Here is a 990-nt window from a genome sequence, read left to right on the forward strand (position 1 = left end):
ATTGGGGGCTGGCAAATATAATGATGGTGCCGGCTTGTTACTTCATAAGCGTAAAGATGGAGGTGCTCAATGGATTTTACGATATACCATTCATGGTCGGCGCCGTGAAATGGGATTGGGTGCCTTAAGACATGTCTCTTTAAAACAAGCCCGTGAATTAGCAACTGGGTGGCGTGCTGTTTTACGTGAAGGGCGTGACCCTATTAAAGAACGTGAAAAACAAAAGCGTGAAGCAATAAGCAATCTCCATTACTTAAAAGACATTGCCGTGGATGCTTTTGAAAGTCGTAAAGCCGAATTAAAAAGAGATGGTAAGGCTAGTGATTGGTTTTCACCTTTGCGGCTTTACATTCTCCCTAAATTAGGTTGCCTCCCCGTTTCAGAGATTACACAAACAGAGATACGCGATACGCTTTCTCCCATTTGGCATACAAAAGCTGGAACAGCTCAGATAGCATTGATACGTCTTAATCTTTGTCTCAAACATGCGGCTGCTTTGGGTTTGGATGTTGATTTACAAGCAACAGAAAAAGCACGTGCTCTCTTAGGAAAACAACGTCATAAGATCACTAATAGACCAGCAATGGATTGGAAAGATATACCAGATTTTTATCAGTTCCTCTGTAAAACACAAAACATAACACATCTTGCTTTGCGTCTGCTTATCCTTACAGGGGTTCGCTCTAACCCTTTACGTCATATTCATAAAGATCAAATTGATGGGGATATATGGACAATTCCTGCTGAGAATATGAAAGGAAAGCGTGATACAACAAAAGAATTTCGCGTGCCCTTATCATCTGAAGCATTAAAAGTAATTGAACAAGCCCACTGTATTTCTAAAAGTGATTTCATCTTTTCACTTACCGGTCGTGGTCCTCTTTCACATACGATGATGGCGGCGTATATGAGAAAAAATAAAATTGAAGCCTGCCCCCATGGATTTCGTTCTAGTTTACGCAATTGGCTCGCTGAAACAACCGATGCCCC

General features: G+C 41.4%; 1 protein-coding gene. It reads left to right on the forward strand.

The window, feature by feature from the left end; genetic code table 11:
* Position 1: 1 nt before the first annotated feature.
* On the forward strand, positions 2-990 hold a 989-nt coding region (locus ACFIJ7_RS09615), incomplete at its 3' end, for a tyrosine-type recombinase/integrase (protein ID WP_375645199.1).

Origin of the sequence: Bartonella sp. MR100HLJHH, assembly GCF_042194215.1 — a bacterium.
Taxonomy (GTDB): Bacteria; Pseudomonadota; Alphaproteobacteria; order Rhizobiales; family Rhizobiaceae; genus Bartonella; species Bartonella grahamii.